The sequence below is a fragment of the Paenibacillus gorillae genome (assembly GCF_000513275.1).
GTDB lineage: Bacteria > Bacillota > Bacilli > Paenibacillales > Paenibacillaceae > Pristimantibacillus > Pristimantibacillus gorillae.
Genome location: NZ_CBVJ010000117.1, coordinates 1 through 19,105, shown reverse-complemented (window position 1 = coordinate 19,105; position 19,105 = coordinate 1). Strand labels below are relative to the sequence as shown.

General features: G+C 51.1%; 10 protein-coding genes. All 10 read left to right on the top strand.

Features of this window, described 5'->3' with window-relative positions; translation table 11 throughout:
• Nucleotides 1-648 precede the first annotated feature (648 nt).
• The 10 genes from TY10_RS22300 (at nt 649) to TY10_RS22255 (ending at nt 18,766) form a co-directional block, all read left to right on the top strand.
• Nucleotides 649-5,343 (top strand): S-layer homology domain-containing protein, encoded by a 4,695-nt coding sequence (locus tag TY10_RS22300; protein WP_042168475.1) that lies wholly within the window; start codon nt 649-651, stop codon nt 5,341-5,343.
• A 108-nt stretch (nt 5,344-5,451) separates the two neighbouring features.
• Complete coding sequence (locus TY10_RS22295; RefSeq protein WP_042168472.1) at nt 5,452-6,459, top strand: LacI family DNA-binding transcriptional regulator; 1,008 nt, start codon at nt 5,452-5,454, stop codon at nt 6,457-6,459.
• Nucleotides 6,460-7,145: 686 nt separating this feature from the next.
• The gene (locus tag TY10_RS22290; RefSeq protein WP_042168470.1) at nt 7,146-8,144 is read left to right on the top strand and encodes a LacI family DNA-binding transcriptional regulator; all 999 of its coding nucleotides are present in this window, start codon (nt 7,146-7,148) and stop codon (nt 8,142-8,144) included.
• Nucleotides 8,145-8,159: 15 nt separating this feature from the next.
• Nucleotides 8,160-10,478 (top strand): helix-turn-helix domain-containing protein, encoded by a 2,319-nt coding sequence (locus TY10_RS22285; RefSeq protein ID WP_042168467.1) that lies wholly within the window; start codon nt 8,160-8,162, stop codon nt 10,476-10,478.
• A gap of 247 nt (nt 10,479-10,725) precedes the next feature.
• Nucleotides 10,726-11,628, top strand: coding sequence for an ABC transporter permease (locus TY10_RS22280; RefSeq protein ID WP_042168464.1), 903 nt, complete (start codon nt 10,726-10,728; stop codon nt 11,626-11,628).
• A gap of 12 nt (nt 11,629-11,640) precedes the next feature.
• The gene (locus TY10_RS22275; protein WP_042168462.1) at nt 11,641-12,582 is read left to right on the top strand and encodes a carbohydrate ABC transporter permease; all 942 of its coding nucleotides are present in this window, start codon (nt 11,641-11,643) and stop codon (nt 12,580-12,582) included.
• A gap of 70 nt (nt 12,583-12,652) precedes the next feature.
• Nucleotides 12,653-14,233, top strand: a complete 1,581-nt coding sequence (locus TY10_RS22270; protein WP_042168459.1) for an extracellular solute-binding protein — start codon at nt 12,653-12,655, stop codon at nt 14,231-14,233.
• Nucleotides 14,234-14,351: 118 nt separating this feature from the next.
• Entirely contained in the window at nt 14,352-15,761 is a 1,410-nt protein-coding gene (locus tag TY10_RS22265) for a glycoside hydrolase family 30 protein (RefSeq protein ID WP_042168456.1), read from the top strand.
• Nucleotides 15,762-15,929: 168 nt separating this feature from the next.
• The gene (locus TY10_RS22260; RefSeq protein ID WP_238327893.1) at nt 15,930-17,714 is read left to right on the top strand and encodes an HSP90 family protein; all 1,785 of its coding nucleotides are present in this window, start codon (nt 15,930-15,932) and stop codon (nt 17,712-17,714) included.
• The gene (locus tag TY10_RS22255) at nt 17,711-18,766 is read left to right on the top strand and encodes a hypothetical protein (protein WP_042168453.1); all 1,056 of its coding nucleotides are present in this window, start codon (nt 17,711-17,713) and stop codon (nt 18,764-18,766) included. Before TY10_RS22260 ends, TY10_RS22255 begins: the two co-directional genes overlap by 4 nt.
• The last annotated feature ends 339 nt before the right edge of the window (nt 18,767-19,105 follow it).

The following is a 19,105-nucleotide window of genomic DNA, read 5'->3' as shown; positions in this document are numbered from 1 at the left end:
AAAGTGAACGAAGCATGTTCGCAATTTAACGAAACTAAGTTCGCTATTTGAAGGGGAAAGCTCTATATTCTCAGTTTAGCGAACCAATTTTCGCTATTCGAGAACCTAGGTTCACCACTAGCGAAGTTAGATTCGCTGTAGCTTTTCCCATTGATGGTGAACCGCTGCGCAGCGAACTTCGCTTCGCTATTTAGCGAAGCAGCTTCGCTGCGGATGCTCCACTTGTCTTAATCGGCCAGGCAGCTCAAGCAAAGCTAGTAACGCTAGTAACGGCTGCAAGTCAGAGACAAACACGCATCTCCCAGCGCCGTTATCGTCGCGGCACGCAGGGCTCTGTCGCATGTCGGTGGGCAACCTCGCGGACTTCATACGTTCATTTTAGAAATCGATTTCAAAAATGAATATATTCTAATCAAGCAGGAATAACGCCGAATTCCCTTTATTATACTAACTTTATTAATGGTCTTAACAATAAAGCGTTTTCAAATAATTATTGAAATCGATTTCAAAAGGTGATATTATCCACTCAGACAAATCTGCGAGAGAAGACATCGGATATACGCCTGCCTGACGGAGGTGCGCATGAAGAAACGGATACCTGCAATAACAGTTGTTAGATTCGATTAATGGAGAGGGGTACACACAGTCATGAAAGCAGGAAAACTGCAAAAATTCACGGTCAACACGTTGGTTTTAGGCTTGTTGTTCACCGGTTTTGGCGGAGCAGCCGCTCCGAGAGTTTCAGCGGCGGGGGAAACGCCTGTCAGCGTATGGATGACGACCGGCGATAAAACCAATTTGTTGACGCAGCAGCCGGATGTCGCTTTTGGGGTCGACAGCGGCCGTGAAGCGGAGCCGATCACTGTAACTGTCGATGAGCGGACAACCTATCAGAGCATAGATGGATTCGGAGGCTCGCTGACCGACTCCTCAGCCTGGCTCATTCATGGAATGGATGAAGGGCCTAGAAGCGAATTGATGAACAAGCTTTTTGGACGGACTGACGACGGAATTGGCATGAGCTATGTCCGGCTGCCGATGGGAGCCAGCGATTTTGCCAGAAGCATTTATACGTACAATGATATTCCGGCTGGAGAGACGGACCCAGAGCTGGAGCGTTTTTCGATTGAACATGATAGCGCATACATTATTCCGGTTCTGAAGGAAGCGCTGGCGATCAACCCGCAGCTCAAAATCATGGGTTCGCCATGGAGTGCACCGGCCTGGATGAAGGACAACGGTTCCTTGATCATGGGCAAGCTGAAGCCGGAATATTATGGCGTATATGCGGACTACTTTGTGAAGTTCATTCAGGCTTATGAGGCAGAGGGCATTCCGATTGATGCCATTACGCTTCAGAATGAGCCGCATCATGAGGCTTCCAACTATCCCGGCATGCGGATGGAGCCTGAGGATCAGGCGGAGCTTGTGAAGCATCTCGGACCGGCATTTGAAGCAGCGGGCATCACGACGAAGATTCTGGTCTGGGACCATAACTGGGACGAACCCGATTACCCCATCGAAATCTTAAATGACCCGGAGGCGAAAAAGTACATCGCCGGCTCGGCGTTCCATGGCTACGCAGGCAAGGTGGAAAATCAGGCGCAGGTGCATGATCTTCATCCCGATAAAGACATCTATTTCACGGAAAGCTCGGGCGGTGAGTTTGCGCCGGATTTCGGCTCCAATGTGGCATGGGATGTACAAAATTTAATTATTGGAGCTACCCGAAACTGGGCTAAAACGTCGTTGAAATGGAACATCGCCCTTAATAAAGAGCACGGTCCAAGAGTAGGCGGCTGCGCGGACTGCCGCGGTATCGTCACGATTGACGAGGGGACAGACTCTGTAAAATACAATGAAGAGTATTATGCATACGGACAGGCAAGCCGGTTCGTGCTGCCAGGTGCAGTTCGGATCAAATCGAATACGTATGGCGCCGGAAGCATTGAGAATGTGGCGTATCGTAACCCGGACGGCTCTAAGGCACTGCTGGTACTCAACTCAGCCAAGCAGTCCAAAATCTTTAAGGCAAGATGGGGGACTCAAAGCTTTACCTACACGCTCCCTGCAGGAGCGGTAGCGACCTTCGTTTGGAATGGCGAGCAATCTGGTGACGGGGCAATAAGCCCGTATTCCAGAACGGAAGCCGAAGAGTTCAACCAATGGAGCCAAATCGTCAAAGGGATTGCTGCGGATGATGGCGGAGGCCAATATGCAGCTCCGACTAGCGATGGCGGTTATATCGTTTTTGACCAAATGGAGTTTGTTAACGGTACGGCAAGCTTGCGTGTAAGGGCGGCAGCTCAAGGTGACGGAAGAATTGAATTCAGACTGGATAGCCCGTCAGGCGCTTATGCAGGCGGAGTCGATCTCTCGGACACAGGAGGTCTTCAATCGTGGAAGACCAAAACCGTTCAAGTAGACGGCATCGCCGGAACGCATAAGCTGTATGCCGTATTCACTGGCAATGTGCGTTTGAACTGGTTCCAGTTCTCTTCTGATTTTGCACAGGACGGTAACAACTACTTGAGCATCGGCGGAGGCTTTGAGGAAGCAGGTCTGGCAGGCTGGAGCAGCTGGAGCCCGGAAGGACAGCCATCGGCACAAAAGGCTGACGGTGAAAAGCCGCGTACAGGCAACTACAAGCTGACGCATTACTCCAATGAGGCTTATCAGCAAACGACTTATCGCACGGTTAAAGTGCCAAACGGTATGTACAAGGCTTCCGTATGGTATCAAAAGGGCGGCAGTACGAATGTCAGCCTAGAAGCTAAAAACTACGGCGGACCTGATCTCAGCGTATCGGCGGGAACGACGGGTTATGTAGGGGAATGGACGCAGATCATCATCCCGGCTATCCCAGTGACCAACGGGCAATTGGAGATCGGCATTCATTCCAACAATGCAGCCAATGAATGGGCGGCTTTCGACGATGTGGAGCTGATGCGCATTACGACAAAGGCACCTGCAACAGCGCAGGGGGCTGGAGCGCCGGAAACACCGCAGAACGTTGCTGCAACGCTGCAGGACGGTCACAATATCAAGCTGGACTGGAGTGCCGTTGAAGGAGCTGTCGGCTATAAAATATTCCGCTCCGGCATCGATTCAGATTCGGTAGCGGATTCGGTCTACGCAGACTATCGTCTCGTTAGCGTAGTATCGGGCTCAGCAGGTACGTATACCGATCAAGGCTTACGGGGCAGCACTTCCTACTCCTACCGGATAACGGCCTATAATGCAGATGGCGAGTCGGCCGCTTCCGCTTCGGCGACGGCAACGACAGAGCCGGGCTCTGATACGACAGCTCCAGCAGCGCCGGTTGGCCTGACTGCTGAGCCTGGCGTGGAACGGGTTATGCTGGTCTGGGAAGCGAATACGGAAAGCGACTTCCTGAAATACAATGTTTACGTCAATGGCGTGAAGCGAGCTTCGGTAGATCCTGCGACGGAGTCACGTTATGCGGTTACCGGCCTCAAAGCTGGTCAGCGCTATGAATTTTCGGTAACGGCAGTTGACCAAGCCGGCAACGAATCGGCAAGAAGCGAGGCGGTATCGGCAACACCTACGGCGGCAGGTGTGCTTGTGCCGTTCCCGAACCTTGACTTTGAAGCGGGAACGCTTGAACCATGGCAGGAATGGCATCCCGAAGATCAAGCTTTGGCTGCTTTCGTAGACAGCGATTCTCCGCGCGGTCAATACAAATTGACGCACTGGGGCGGATCGGCCTATAAGCAATCTACGTTCCGGACGCTTGAAGTACCAAACGGCAATTATAAAGTTCAGGTATGGGTGCGGACCGGAGGCGGTCAGAACACATTCCAGCTGGAAGTGAAAAATTACGGCGGCGACCTACGGACGAGAGATTTGCGCAGTGCTAGCGGCGGTACTTGGACGTTATTCGCCATTGACCAGATTGCGGTAACGGAAGGCAAGATGGAGATCGGGGTATTCTCCGATGCAAAAGCGGGCAACTGGGCAGCTATCGATGATTTTGAAATTTACAGTTACCCATCAAACGGAACGACTCCTACTGAGCCGGGCGGCTCTGATGGTTCCGGCGGTTCCAGCGGTGGCGGGACAGTCGTGACTGGACCGACCGTAACGAGGGAAGGAAGCACGTCGGTAATCTCCGGCTTGCAGCCTAAGCAGGAACAAGGCGCGGACAATCGCCAAGCGTCTGTCTTTGGTATCGAAGCTTCGCTGATTGAAAAGGCAGTACAAGGAGACGGCGTACAAGTCATTCAGATTGACGTCAGGGAAGCAGCGAAGGGTCAGCGCAACGTTCAGGTGTCATTGCCAGCATCAGTGCTGCATACCCTGGCGGAGAAGAACGATAAGCTTAGTATCAACGTTGTGAGCCAATTTGGCTCCTATGAGCTGCCTTTGTTAGCAGTAGCCTCTCAGCTGAGCAAAAGCGGTGCCGAAGATCAGCTTCGTATCGCTATCCGCAGCCTGGAGGGTGAAGAAAAGCTCGCGAAGGAAGCGGCGATTCAGAAGCAAGGCGGGCAATTACTCGGCCAGCCGGTTGCGTTTACCGTATGGATCGGCGCAGGGAATGCTTGGCAGGAAGTGACGAGCTTCGGTTCCTATTTCCCTGTACGTACGCTGCCGCTTGGAGCAATCGGGAAGCTGGCATCGGCAACAGGAGTTATGGTTGATGAAGATGGCGGGCTGCATCCGGTTCTAACCGTGTTTAATACAGGAGGAGACGGGCAACTGCAAGCCGTTATTCGTACGAACCATAACAGTGTATATGCAGTTGCGGCAGCTAATAAAAGCTTTGCAGATACGAAAGGACATTGGGCGGAGAAAGAAATCCAGTCCTTGTCGTCCCGCTTCATATTGAACGGGGTGCTGGAAGGCCGATTTGCACCTGAACGTCAGGTTACTCGGGCGGAATGGGCGGCGATGCTGACACGAGCGCTTGGTCTTGTGCCAAACCAAACTGAACAATCGGCTGGTTTCAGTGACGTATCGGCGGAGAACTGGTATGGAGGGCCAATCACGGCTGCAGCAGCGGCTGGTCTTATGCAAGGCCTGCCGGGCGGTAAATTTGAACCTGAAGCGAATGTAACGAGACAGGAAATGGCGGCTTCGCTGGCGCGTGCCCTCTCCTTTATGGGGCACACTCCGGCAGCCGGTCAAGGCGCGCAGAAGCTTGAGGCGTTCAAAGACCGTGCCGATATTGCGGCATGGGCTGTGACAGGGATGACGCAGGCGCTTGATGCCGGTCTCGTAACGGGGCAAGCAAGCGGATTCTTTTACCCGAATAAAGCGGCTACCCGTGCAGAGGCTTCTGCTGTTCTGTACCGGCTGATTGAATCCGTCCAATCGAAGTAAAAGGCTAGCCCGGGCGGTCACAGTCGACTGTCCGGGCTTTTCTTGAAATCGATTTAATCATATAATGAAAGGAAAATATAGCTTTTTTGATAAAGGTTGATCCTAGTCATGGACAAGAAGATCGTAGATGTCGCAAAACGGGCCGGCGTTTCGCCGGCAACCGTATCGCGTGTATTAAATGACAGCTCCCTCGTAAAGGAGCGCACGAAAGCAAAGGTGCTTGCCGCAATTAAGGAGATGGATTATCATCCGAATTCGGCCGCCAAGCATCTGCGCTCTCAGCGAACGATGATGCTTGGCGTTATCGTGCCGGATATCAACGTCTCCTATTTTGCGGAGATTATTAAAGGCATCGAGAATATGGCGTACGCCCGGAAATACAAAGTTATCATTTGCGATTCCGACAACAAGGCGGAGAAGGAGCAGGAGTATTTGGGACTGCTTCCGAATCGTGCAGTCGATGCGATGATTCTCGTAACGCCGCTGATAGACAATACGATATTGTACGAATATGCGGATAAAGGGCATACGATCGGCATTATAGGCAAGACGGTTACGCATGAACGGATTCCGACCTGCAAGACGGATAACGTGAAGTTCTCCTGCCAAGTGGTGGAGCATCTTATTGAACAAGGGCATGAGCAGATTGCGTATATCGGCGGTTATCCCGATTCTATCGAAACCTATGAGCGGCTGGAAGGCTATATGAAGGCGCTCAAAGAGCATCATATTCCGTTTCGTCCAGGCTTGATCGATAACGGTGATTTTGAGGAGGAAGGCGGCTATGCCGCGCTGCTGCGCCTTTTGGATGCCAAAATGCCGATTACAGCCGTCTATGTAGCCAATGACGAGATGGCGCTCGGTGTCTATAAAGCCTGCCGGGAGAAGGAGATTCGTATTCCGGAGGATCTGGCCGTCGTAGGCGTAGACAACAACCGGATTACGAAATATCTGCTTCCGCCGCTTAGCACGGTCGAACAGCCGAAGTATACGATGGGCGCCATTATGGCGGAAAAGTTAATCGATCGCTTAGCCGATAATGAATTCGAGGACAAGCATCATTTTGTGATCGACTCGGAGGTCATTATCCGGGAGTCTTCTGTCCGGAAAGATTAGTGAAGCCGGAAGATAGAAGCTTGGTAATAAAGCAGCAGATAGGGCAGCTTGGGCAAAATCGAGAAAAGAGCCTGCGGCACATGGGATGAGACTGACCCATAGCTGCGGGCTCTTTTTCGCAAGCTTCCGTAAGTGGTAGAAGGTGTGAAACCGTGTATAGACAGATGACGCATTTCCTAGAGGTACGTTGGATTTAAGAGCTGCTCGGAGCTTTTCTGGCAAACAAAATGTAAAAGTGCAGCTTGATTAGCTGAAAAAGGCTGTTTTTACGCCTCATAATGCAAAAGTACAGTTTGTTTGCCCCATTTTGCTCCAAATGGGTGATTATCGCCGGTTCAAAATGCACTTTTGCATTTTGAATGGTATTTCGGTGCTCAGCGACCGAAACAAAATGTATGTTTACATTTTGATGCGGGAATAAGTTGCCTTAGGTACAGGAGCAGCCAGCAACATTAGAAAATGTGCGCCTTAAGCACCAGCGGTAGAGACAATTTGCATACTTGGGAGCGTGAAGCTGAGGAGGAATAAACGCTATATTCCAATTCTAAGCGTGCCTTAAATTCATCTCATGTAATCGTTTTTATTGTAAAACGTACTAAATCGCTACTTTTCTCCTATAATTTATTGTAATCGATTTCACTTCTGTTCTATAATGATGTATCGACCTATGGAAAGTGTGATCGCGGATGAAAGAAAGCAAGATGACCGATGTTGCCCAGTTAGCCAAAGTGTCAGTAGCGACGGTGTCCCGGGTGTTGAACGGCGGCAGTCTCGTCGGTGCTGAGACGCGGGAGAAGGTGCTGAGCGCCGTCCGGCAGTTGAACTATACGCCCAATGCGATGGGCAAGCAGCTCCGTTCGCGGAAGGCGATGACACTTGCTGTTGTGATCTCCGATATTCGCGTGTTCTATTATGCGGAAATTATTCAAGGCATCGAGAACATGGCAAACTCGCTAGGCTATAAAATATTAATTTGTGACGCTCAAAATCAGCTGAAGAAGGAGCAAGAATTTCTGTCGCTGCTAGTCAATCATACGGTAGATGGACTCATTCTTATAACGCCAAAGATGTCCGACAAGGAGATTGCGGCAGTCGCCGACAACGGCTATTCCATCGGACTTATCGGCAGAAACATCGATCATCCGAAGCTTCCTTGCTCGTACACCGACAATGCGAAGTTCGGCCAGCAGGTTATTCAGCATCTGGTGGAGCGGGGGCATCGCAGAATTGCCTTTATTAGCGGATATGCCGATGCGACGGACAGCTTCGGAAGGCTGGAGGGCTATATGAAAGGGCTGCGCGACGCCCGGCTGCCGTTCGTCCCCGAATTAATCGAGAACGGAGATTTTAACGAGGACCAAGGGTATGAGGCTTTTATGCGTCTGCGGGCGAGAAACGAGGATTTCACCGCCGTATTTGCCGCCAATGACGAAATGGCGCTAGGTGTCTACAAAGCCTGCGCAGAGCTTGAGCTGGCGATTCCGGAGCAGATGGCTGTTGTAGGCGTGGATAACGTGAGATTGACGAACTACGTCAAGCCGCCGATTACGTCTGTGCAGCAGCCTCTGTATACGATGGGTGCTTTGCTGACGGAGAAGCTTATTGATCAAATGAACGACAACGTATGGGCCGACAAACGGCAGTTGAAGGTCGATTCCAGTCTGGTCATTAAAGGTTCATCTTAATGGGAGGGGAAGCAGATGGGCAAGGATAATCGGTATTACGGGAAAATATTAGTGTTCACGACGGTGTCCATTTTTTTAACGATAACGATTCTTTCCAGCATCCTGTATTTCAGCTTCGAGCGGATTGCCCTCGACCAGTCATACGATCAGACGATGAACAGCCTGGAGCAGACGACGCAGGAAGCGTCGGTCATGGCGGTGACAGCAGCTACGTTCGCCAAGCAGATCTACAGCGATCAGCATATCGCCAATCTGCTTAACTTTCCCGACATCGGGGCGGTGGACATTGATACGGCCGTCAAGCAGATGACGAATTATCGTGAATCCTCGCCGTTTATTGACTCCATCTACGTGTATAACGCGATCTCGCGCACTTTTTTCGTCAGCTCGGATATGAGCGTGCCGACGGTGTTCGCGGAAAATGAGTTCTATGACAATGAGATGAGAGAGATGCTGAGCCATCTCAATGATTACGAGACGCTAATGCCGATTCCGCGCCGGCTGCTGATCGACGGACTGGTCGGCAACATTGCGGAAAAGGAACGGGATACCTATACGTTTCTGCTATACGATACGCTGACGCAAAACGCCCGCAAAAACGTCGTGGTCGTCAACATCAAGGAAACGCAGCTTCATAAGCATATCGACGGATCGCTGGCGAATGATGCCAGCAATACGTTTCTGATTGATAAGGAAGGCCGGCTGGTATCGAACAGCTGGACTCATCCTATGCTGATGGACATGAAGGGCACTTCTTATATCGATCGGGTAGTGAACGACCGGGACGAATCGGGCTATTTCTCGGAGCAAGTAGACGGCGTGAAGTCGCTCGTTACGTATACGGCTCCCGATTACTTGGGCTGGCGCTATATCCGCATCATTCCATACTCCACAATTACTGAAAGCATCGACAGTATGCGCTTGAAGACGATACTGACAGGGGGCTCCATTCTGCTGGCAGGTCTGGCGCTCTCCTATGTCGCTTCCCGAAGACTGTTCCATGGCCTCAACAAGAAGCTTCTGCGGCTTGGCAATTTGGAGGAGGAATGGCGCGACAGCTTTCAGAAGATGCGCACCGCCTACTTGCGGGGGCTGCTGTCCGGTGACAATCATAGCGACGCGGAGCAGGCTCGCAAAATTTTTGACCGCTACAATATCGGCCTGAACCCGTCCGATCCAATGCGCGTTATTTTGTTCACGATTGACGATTATCGTCATTTTATATCTGAATATTCGGTGGAAGACCGGAAGCTTCTCCGTTACGGCATTCTGAATATCGGACAGGAGCTGCTGCATGCGGGCGGTTATGTCACGGCTGCTGTTGACCTAGGAGACGACCGGGTGGCGATACTGGCTCAGTGCGGTCTCAGCGAGGAGGAAGGGGATTGCTCGACGATTCGCAAGGATGCAGCAGAAATTCAGACCGCTGTGTCTCTGTACTTGAAGCTGTCGGTGACAATCTCGGCAAGCATGACGGGCAGCGGCGTAGAGTCGGTGCACCGGCTGTGCCAGCAGGCGATTGAAGCGTCGTTCAACCGTCTGTTCAATGGCCCGGGCAGCTTTGTGGATGCGGAGACGGTCGAGCGGATGAAAGAGCGGCCTTACGAGTACCCGCTTCATAAGGAAAAGCAGCTCATCGACGAGCTGATGCTGGGACGCATCCCAGAGGTTAAGCGGCTGTTCCATGAGATTGTCGGGGAGACCGCTGAATATTCCTATATGTCTTTTCAATTGGCGATCACGCATGTATCCCATGCGCTGCAAAACGCGATTCGGGTAATCGGCCAGCATTCCTCCAAAGCAGGTGAGCCGGATGTACCGCTGCTGAATTTATATATGCACGAACGGATGGAGTCGATGGCGGAGCTGAATGAGCGGTTTATGGCGCTGTTCGATCGGCTGGAGAAGCATATGGAGGAGAAGAAAAAGACGAGGCAGGACGATATGCCAGGTCGGATCAAGCGGATGGTGGACGAACGGTATGCCGATCCCAACCTGTCTCTCGATATGATTGCAGAGGAGCTAGGCATGTCGGCGACTTATATCGGACGGATTTTCAAGCAGCATACGTTTCAGACGATTCTGGGCTATATTCACGAGGTAAGGATGAATCGGGTGCGGGAATTGCTCATTGCAAGCGATGATTCTATTGGCGATATTGCCGAACAGGCCGGGTTTGCCAACAATCCTTACTTCTATAAAGCGTTCAAAAAACATAACGGCGTGACGCCTGCGGAATTCCGCAAGGCTGGCAGGCTTCAACAAGACGGAGAGCAGCTCGCACAGGACGGCAATGATGCCGATGAGTTTTGGAAACTGCAAAAGGAAGGCTGATTCCCAGCCTTCTTTTTTTCACCCCTGAGGGCTGAAAACCGTTGATACGACTGGGCTGTGACGGAAAAAGAGAGCGTGTTCGAAAAAGGTTAGTCGCCGTTTGAAGCAAAAAGTGAGTCATGTCGGGGATGGTTAGTTGCCGGTTTTTCCCTCCTCCTCTACCATAGGTTTTGCAGCCGGCGTGATCGTCCGGAAGCAGCACATCAGCAACTGCACATAAAGAGGAGAGCAAGAGGGAGGCCGAAAAATGATCAAGGAAATAATGCGGAACAAAACGTTGTTCCTCATGATTGCTCCGACACTGCTGTTTTTTGTCTTATTCAGCTACATTCCAATGGTTGGCGTATACTACGCATTCACCAAATTCGATTTTGACGGCGGATTATTCGGAAGTGAGTTTATCGGGATGCAAAACTTTGCCTTTCTGTACAAGTCGGGCATTTTATGGAATCTAACTAAAAATACAGTGCTGTACAATATCGCTTTTATCATTGTGGGCAATGTGATGCAGATCGTTTGCGCGGTGTTTCTGGCGCAGCTGTCGAGCAAGTTTTTCAAAAAGACGGCACAGTCCATTATGTTCCTTCCGTATTTCCTGTCCTGGGTATTGGTCGGAGCGTTCGTCTTCAACCTATTCTCGGATCTTGGCGTCGTCAATACGGTGCTGAAGCAAATCGGCTTGCAGCCGTATGACTTTTATATCGAGACTGCGCCTTGGAAATATATTATCGTCTTCTTTCATATTTGGAAGGGCATCGGCTACGGTACCGTTATTTATTTGGCGGCGATCATGAGCATCAGCGACGAATATTACGAGGCGGCGAAAATCGACGGGGCGAATATTTTCCAGCAGATCCGCAGCATTACGCTGCCGCTGCTAATGCCAACCTTCATTTTGCTCATTCTGTTCAGTCTTGGCGGCATTTTGAAAGGTCAATTCGACCTGTTCTACCAAATCATTGGCAACAACGGCATGCTGTACGAGGCTACGGATATTATCGATACGTACGTATTCCGGTCACTAACCATTAATTTCGATATCGGCATGGGTACTGCAGCGGGCCTTTACCAGTCCTTCTTCGGCTTCGTTCTAATCATGACCGTCAACTACATCATCCGAAAAACGCGCGAAGAATACGCGTTGTTCTAAGGGGGGAATTCAATGAGCTCCAATCGCCAAACCATGCCGCAGCAGTCTACTCCTTCCTATAAAGTGACGAGGATAAAAGCGGATAGTGCCACCATTACCTTCAACGTCATCGGCTATTCGATGCTGACTGTTCTATCGCTCATCTGTCTCATTCCATTCTGGCTAATCGTATCCGGTTCGTTCACAGACGAACTCGAAATAATCGCTGAAGGCTTCAAGCTGTTCCCGAACGCTTTATCGTTCGAGGCTTATAAATCGGTATTTTCGAATCCGGAGCAAATTTACCGCGCTTATGGTGTGACGATCGGCGTTACGGTTGCCGGCTCGCTGCTGGGGCTGCTCGTAACCTCAATGGCCGGCTATGTGCTGTCGCGCAAAGACTTCGTTTACCGCAACAAGCTTTCGTTCTTTATCTATTTCACGACGCTATTCAGCGGCGGACTGATCCCTTGGTACATCATGATGACGAAGCATCTGGGGCTGAAGGACAGCTATTGGGCGCTGATCCTGCCGCCGCTCGTCAGCGCATGGAACATTATACTGATGCGCAGCTTCATGAAGTCCATTCCGGATTCCATCGTGGAATCAGCCAAGATCGACGGGGCAGGCGATTTCCGGATCTACTGGAAGCTGATCATGCCGCTGTCAACGCCGGGTCTCGCAACTATTGGGCTATTTCTGGCGCTGGGTTACTGGAATGACTGGTTCAACGCCAATGTGTTCATTACTTCCGGCGACAAATATCCGCTGCAGTTCCTGCTGTACAAGATACTATCCAGCGCGGCTGTGCTGCAGACGAATAATGGCGCCTACCTGGCAGCCAATATCGTCCCGCCAACCGAGACGCTAAAGATGGCGGTGGCCGTCGTGGCGACAGGTCCTGTCATTCTGTTCTATCCATTCGTTCAGCGGTATTTTGTGAAAGGGCTTACGATTGGCGCGGTTAAGGGTTAATGAGTAACGGTTAGAACCGGGCAACCGGCTAACATAGATGATGGCCATTATAAATAAGGAGGAGTCGAATTTGAAAAAGAGAGTGAAATGGGTATCGCTTGTTCTTCTTCTGTCGCTTGTTCTCTCGCTGCTTGCAGCATGCGGAAGCAATAACAACAATAGCAGCAAGCCTAGTACAAACGGTGAGAAAAATGGAGATCCGGTAGCAACGAACAGCGGCAAAGAGGCCGAGGGTGAGAAATTGAAGAAGGTCAAGCTGACCTGGTATCTGGTTGGCGACGCACATAAAAACCAAGATAAAATTGTTGCGGAATGGAACAAAATGCTGGAAAAGGATCTGAACACGACGATTGACCTGAAGTTTACGACGTGGAATGACTGGCAGACGAAATACAATCTGCTTCTGACATCCGGCGAGAAGATCGACATGATCTTTGCATCGAACTGGGCGGAGTTCTACAAGCTGTCCAAGCAAGGCGCATTTCTTGATCTGAAAGAGATGCTGCCGAAATACGCGCCTACGACTTGGGGCAATGTGCCGGAGCAGGACTGGGAGTCTGTGACGGTTGGCGGCGGTATCTATGCAGTGCCGAACACGAATGCGGAATATACACCAATTGGCTATGTGTACCGTGAAGACTGGCGCAAAGAGCTGAACCTGCCGGAGTTCACAGACGTGAATTCGATTGAAGCCTACATGGATGCAGTGAAGACGCAGAAAAAGGTAACGCCGATCAATGGTGCTGCTTACGAGAACATCGCAACGCTGTTCCGTGCTTCGGTGGACTTCCAGCAAATTACGGGTGAGGTTATCGGCTCAATGTCCTATGCGACGCCTCGCGACATTCAAGTTCTTCCGTTCACGGACGAGTATGAGGCTTGGGTGAAGAAGATGAAAGTATGGGAAAGCAAAGGCTACTGGAACAAAAACTCGCTGTCTTCCAAACAGGAAGCGGGCGATTTCATTAAGACGGGCCAAGGCGCGCTGTACTGGCGTAACCCGTCGAGCGCAGGCGGCTTCATCAATGAAGTGAAAGCGAAAGCATTGAATATGGAAATCGGTTACTTCCCGTTCAGCCGCTTCCACAACTACGTTATTCCGACGATTCCAATCGCAAACGGCATGGCGATTCCGAAAGCTTCGACGAATCCGGAGCGTTCCCTGATGGTATTGGACAAATTGCGTAATGATCCAGCTTACTTCAATCTGATGACTTACGGTATCGAGGGCACGCACTGGGCAAAAGGCGAGGACGACAAAACGATCGTCATCCCGGCTCCTGGTGTGGACTTGAACGAAACACCGCGTTACGACATCGCAAGCTGGGGCTGGCGTTATGAGCCGAACATGAAGAAGGAGAAAGGCGGCTGGGAAGGTCTGGACGTGCTGAAGGAAGAGTTCAAGCCGATCAGCAAACCGGATATTTTCGGACCAATCTCCTTGGACTACGAGCCGGTTAAAGCCGAGCTTGCAGCTGTAAACCAAGTGTTCGAGCAATACGGCAAGCCGCTGATGCTTGGCTTGACCAATGATGTAGATGCTTCCTTGAAAACGTACCGCGATAAGTTGAAAGCGGCCGGCGTTGAGAAAGTTCTGGCGTATGTACAGGGCGAAGCTAACAAATATTTCGACGAAAAAGGCATTCAATAATATAGCGGGATAGCATGATGCGGCTAAGCTGAATTTTGGCTTAGCCGCGATGCTGTCTTCGCTTTATTGCATTTATAGTGAAGCAGCAATAGACAGAGAAAGAAAAGGAGAGAGCAATATGAACAAGATGAACCATGCAGCTATAAATTCGAATACAAGCCGAAATTCTGAGGTAGAGGTATGGTACAGCACTTCGCTGGCGCCCGGCGGCAGCCAATGGTTTTCTGGGCCCCATGAAACGAAGCACCGGCTGAGCCAGCAGTCCGCGCTTTCGTGGACATCGCCTGAAGCCGCGCAGTCAACTGCGCTGCTGGTGACGCCGGAGCATCGTTATCAGGAAATGCTGGGCATCGGCACTTCCATTGAAGAGACGACCATTCACAACTTGGCGAAAATGTCTCCGGAGAACCGTAAGCAGGTGCTGCGCCAGCTGGTTGATCCGGAGGCGGGAATCGGGCTGAACGTGATTCGCATAGCGATTGGCACGTCGGATTTTACGGCTGAGCCGTTTTATACGTATAACGATTTGCCGGAGGGCGAGACGGATTTTGAACTGGAACGCTTCACGATTGAGAAGGACATTGAGCTGTCAATTATTGAGACGATTCAGCAGCTGATCGCAATGGCCCCGGATGTGCGGATCTTAGCATCGCCATGGAGTCCGCCTGCATGGATGAAGACGAACGGTGATTTGAAGCGGGGTATGCTGAAGGACGGGCAGGCCTATACCGACGTGCTGGCTAAGTACTACCGGAAGTCGATTCAGGCCTATGCGGAGCATGGTATTCCGGTGTTTGCGATGACGATGCAGAATGAGCCGCTGCTGGAGACCGATTATCCGAGCTGCTACATGCCGCCGGAGCGGCAGAAGGAGCTGGCTGTTGCACTCAAGCGTGAGTTTGCGGAGCATGGGCTGGAGACGAAACTATGGATTTTTGATCATAACTTCATAGATGCAATGGCGTATGTGACACCGATTCTGAATGATCCGGATGGGTTTGCAGCGGCTGACGGCATTGCACTCCATGATTATGAAGGGTCACCGGAGGCGATGAGTGAGCTTCATGCTGCATATCCGGATAAACCGATCTACTTAACGGAGCGTTCGGTATGGGGCACGGCGGGAGCGGACCGGATTGCGCAATATTTCCGCCATTATGCTTGCAGCTATAATGCTTGGGTGACGATGCTGGACAGCCGGATCGGCACGCATCAATGGCTGGGCACTCCGGGTCCAACCCTATTTATCCAGGATGCGGATCAAGCGGATGTCAGCTGGGTGACGCCGGAGTACTACCTGCTCGGCCAATTCTCGAAGTTCATTCGGCGGGGAGCGGTAAGGGTCGGCAGTACATATGGTTCTGCAGAGGCCGTAACGAATGTGGTGTTCCGTAATCCGGATGGCGAATACGTTGCAATTGTCATCAATCAGAGTGAGACGGTGCAGCCGTTCCGCGTTTTATGCGAAGGCCGTCAATTCGCGGATAGCCTGCCTGCGAGCACGGTAGGCACTTACCGCTGGAGCTAACGAGGATCACGATGAAGAAAACTTCCCGATAAACGCGAAAGTCGCGTCATAGGGGAGTTTTCTTTTTGCATTCGTAAAGAAAAATAAGTAAATAAAGCAGGGAAAGGCGATAAAAAAATAGAATTATAGAGTATACATCATTATATTAAGACATATTAGAGGTATTATATGGAAAATATGAACTTTCAAGTAAACCTGCAGGGCATTATTGACTTGCTCTCCAACCACCTTTACTCCGATCCCGGTGTATTTATCCGAGAGCTGCTGCAAAACGGCGTGGATGCGATAACGGCCAGAAGAAGGCTCGGCCATCTGTATGAGGAGAAAGTGACAGTTGAGCTGTTCCCGTCCTCTCATACGTTATCCTTTCAAGACAATGGAGCGGGTCTTACGCTGCACGAGATTGAACAATTTCTCGCACGTATCGGAAGTACGACGAAGAAGGATGATCTGGACGCAGCCGATGATTATATCGGTCATTTTGGCGTAGGGCTGCTCGCTTGTTTCGTTGTGAGCGATGAAATCATACTGATTACGCGTTCCGCAGCTGATGGCGATTCGCTGGAATGGCGAGGCAAGCCGGACGGTACATATGCGGTCAAGAAGCTGAAGCAGCAAGTCCCGGTCGGCACTACGATCTATTTGAAAGCGAAGGCGGAGTATGAGGAGTATTTCCAATATGATACGCTCCGTGATCTGCTGACGCGATATGGTCAATTTTTGCAGACGCCAATTTATTTGACTGAAGGCAGGCATGAAGAGCGGATTAATGAAGCTATGTCGCCCTGGACACTCGATCGGGAGGGTGCGCTGGACTATATCGAGCATTCGGCCTATTACAAAGCCATGGATGTCATTCCGCTTCGCTCGGCGATTGGCGGTGTAGAGGGTGTGGCTTACATCCTGCCCTATGCCGTTAGTCTTCAGGACGAGAAGCGGCATCAGGTATATTTGAAGAACATGCTGCTTTCCGATAAAATGCCGACGATTTTGCCGCCTTGGGCTTTTTTCGTCAACGGCATATTGAATGCGGATAGTTTGCGACCGACTGCTTCCCGTGAATCGGTTCAGGAGAATGATTTGTTTTTCCTGGTCAGGGACGAGCTTGGCAATTGCATCAAGCAGCATCTGATCGGGTTGTCAGAGACGGACCCGGAGCTGCTGAAGCGGATTATATTAATTCACTATGCTTCGCTGAAGGCGATGGCGGTCGAGGATGAGGAGCTTTACGAGCTGGTTATTCGTTATCTCAATTTCGAGACCTCCTATGGAGAAATGACGATGTCTGATATACTCTCCGGCCATTCGGATATTCTGGTAACGACAACGCTGGATGAGTTCCGGCAAATCGCCCGCGTAGCAAGATCGCAGGGGATGATGGTCATCAACGGAGGATATGTGCATGATTTCGAACTGGTGCGCAAGCTTCCGGACGTGTCGGAGGAGACAAGCGTCTCTGTTCTTGATATTTTGACCATTGCGAACCGCTTTGAGCGTCTGGAGCGCGAGGAACACAAGGCGTTAGAGCCGTTTCTTGATTTGGCCGATGCATTGCTGGAGCGGTTTCAATGCCGCTGTTCGGTCAGGTGGTTCGAACCGGCCGATATTCCGGCGTTATATACGATTAATGAGGAGGTCAATCTCTTCAAGCTGGCGGATGACAGTGAACGGGAGGCTAATGCGCTGTTTGCCAGCATTGTACAGGTCATCAGGCAGGAGCTGTATGAGGAGCCCTATGCGCGGCTTTGTTTTAACTATAATAATCCGATCGTCCGCAAAGCTGCCGCTTCTGGAGATGCGGAGCTGCAAAAGGTTTGTATTGAGCTGTTCTATACGCAGTCGCTTCTGATGGGCAATCACTCCATGAATGCGGAGGAGCTTCGGCTAATGAATGAATCGCTTCTGCATTTTATGAACAGGGGCTTGGATGAGGCAAGCGGAGGGGAACGATGAAGCAGCGTTATTACGGATTACGCCGGGAAGTCTGGTCGATGCCCGACGACAAGCGGAAGCTGGCTGTTCTGGAGGAAGCGATCCGAATTGCCGATCAATACATGACAGAGAGCGATGCTTATGATGTAAGAATGGATTATTCCGCAGCGGCGCTTGAATGCGGCTGTCCGGAACGTTTATTCATATCGTTCTCCTGGTGTCTGGCTAAGTTCGAGCAGAATCCCGGGCAGTATTCCAGCTACAGCATTATGTGGCATTACAAGTGGGTGCTGAATCAGATCTGGCGGCTGCCGCAGTTTAGCTTGGAGCAGATCGAGGCGGTGTTCGCCGATTTTGAACGAAAGTGCAAGCAGTACGGGTATACGCTGCGTGCTTATTATCAGCAAAAGGTTAACTTTCTGCTGTCACAAGGCCATTTGGAGGAAGCAGCCTCTTATCATAAGCGATGGAAGGAGACGCCGCGTGATTCGCTGTCCGATTGTCTCGCCTGCGAGCAAAACCTGTTCGGCGAATACTACTTCCGGATTAACCATTTGAAGCGGGGCATGCAGACGATCAAGCCGATTCTGGATGGCAGACTTAGCTGCCGTTCTGTGCCCCATACGACGTACAGCAATATGATCGTACCGCTGTTGAAGCTTGGCGAGTTCGACCGGGCGATTGATATTGCGAAACGGGCGTTTCGCTCTATCGAGGGGCCTTCCTACTTGCCGGAATATGGCGTGTTCATGGAGTTTTTCACCGTAACGGACATGCCTAAGGCGGTTAAGCTGTACGAGCGAACGATTCAGCTTGGGCTGGAGAGCAAGATGCCGTGGGATCGATTTCAATATTTGCTGTCCGTCCGCTTGTTCCTCCAGCAATGGTCGAAGGCGAAGCGCCGCAAGAAGCTTGCCGAGTCTGAAAAGGTTACGCTCGCATGGCTGGATGAGGAAATCGGCGCGCTCGCGAAAGCCTTTAATGATCGAAACGGTAATGACTATATGCATCGTTTCATTGCCGAGAAGGAGCAGAACATCAGCCGTCTGTTGAAGAAGATTAGCGGCGGCTGATTATGGCTGCTTGGTGATGGTGCACCGCACGCCCCGGGGCGGGGCGTGATGTGAGTGTGCACTATGGGGCGAGCGCGCGGCCGTAGTTTGCGCGCAGCTTGTCGCTAGTGCTCGCAGTTCGCGAAGCACCTTCGCAAAAAAGCGAAGCGCCTTCGCAAAATAGCGAAGGCAGGTGCATGAGCGAGAGATTAGCGAAGGCAGGTGCGCTAGTGAGAGATTAGCGAAGCACTTTCGCAAAATAGCGAAAACAGGTGCGCGAACGAGAGATTAGCGAAGCATCTTCGCAAAATAGCGAAAACAGGTGCGTGAATGAGAGATTAGCGAAGCATCTTCGCAAAA

Coding starts and splice junctions, on each gene's coding strand:
- TY10_RS22260 (WP_238327893.1), top strand. CDS start 15,930: ATGGAAAATATGAACTTTCAAGTAAACCTGCAGGGCATTATTGACTTG.
- TY10_RS22285 (WP_042168467.1), top strand. CDS start 8,160: ATGGGCAAGGATAATCGGTATTACGGGAAAATATTAGTGTTCACGACG.
- TY10_RS22265 (WP_042168456.1), top strand. CDS start 14,352: ATGAACAAGATGAACCATGCAGCTATAAATTCGAATACAAGCCGAAAT.
- TY10_RS22290 (WP_042168470.1), top strand. CDS start 7,146: ATGAAAGAAAGCAAGATGACCGATGTTGCCCAGTTAGCCAAAGTGTCA.
- TY10_RS22295 (WP_042168472.1), top strand. CDS start 5,452: ATGGACAAGAAGATCGTAGATGTCGCAAAACGGGCCGGCGTTTCGCCG.
- TY10_RS22280 (WP_042168464.1), top strand. CDS start 10,726: ATGATCAAGGAAATAATGCGGAACAAAACGTTGTTCCTCATGATTGCT.
- TY10_RS22300 (WP_042168475.1), top strand. CDS start 649: ATGAAAGCAGGAAAACTGCAAAAATTCACGGTCAACACGTTGGTTTTA.
- TY10_RS22275 (WP_042168462.1), top strand. CDS start 11,641: ATGAGCTCCAATCGCCAAACCATGCCGCAGCAGTCTACTCCTTCCTAT.
- TY10_RS22255 (WP_042168453.1), top strand. CDS start 17,711: ATGAAGCAGCGTTATTACGGATTACGCCGGGAAGTCTGGTCGATGCCC.